This window comes from Microbacterium sp. HMWF026 (genome assembly GCF_003061325.1).
Taxonomy (GTDB): Bacteria; Actinomycetota; Actinomycetes; order Actinomycetales; family Microbacteriaceae; genus Microbacterium; species Microbacterium testaceum_E.
This window is the reverse complement of record NZ_QAJB01000402.1, coordinates 1-488: the sequence shown is the minus strand read 5'-3', so window position 1 is coordinate 488 and position 488 is coordinate 1. Positions and strand designations below refer to the sequence as shown.

The 488-nt window shown below is 78.5% G+C and carries 1 pseudogene; it reads right to left on the bottom strand.

Going from position 1 to position 488, the window contains the following annotated elements:
* Positions 1-488: pseudogene (locus DBR36_RS18135) on the bottom strand (thioredoxin domain-containing protein); the annotation flags it as partial.

Genomic DNA, 488 nt, shown 5'->3' with positions numbered 1-488 from the left:
CTCCGACGACGACCACCTGGCGGGGCGCTGCGGCCAGCCCGACCGCGACCTCGAGGATCGCCCCGTGCGCGAGCGGCGACGACAGCGCGGAATCGGCGGCGGCACGCACGAGCTGGACGGCGGCGTCGCGGTACCGCTCCCCCGCACCCAGGCGCCACAGGTCGAGCGCCGCGGCGGCGAACACCGACGGCCCCGAGGGCGAGGCCCCGTCGCTGGGCACACCCTGTGCCCGCATCCCCTGCGCGAGAAGCACGGGATCGCCGCCGCCGGGGGGATGGGTGCCGTCCCCGCCGACGCACTGGTCGACCAGCGCCCGCGCGCGCTCGGCGTAGACGGCCTCGCCGGTCGCCCGGGCGAGGGCGAGCAGGCCGCGTGCGAGCCCGCCGTAGTCCTCGAGCGTCGCGGGAGCGGCGCTGCGCACCTCGTCGAGCGAGGCGCGGCGCAGCGTCCCGTCGTCGTCGACGTTGCTCTCGAGCACCGCGTCGGCC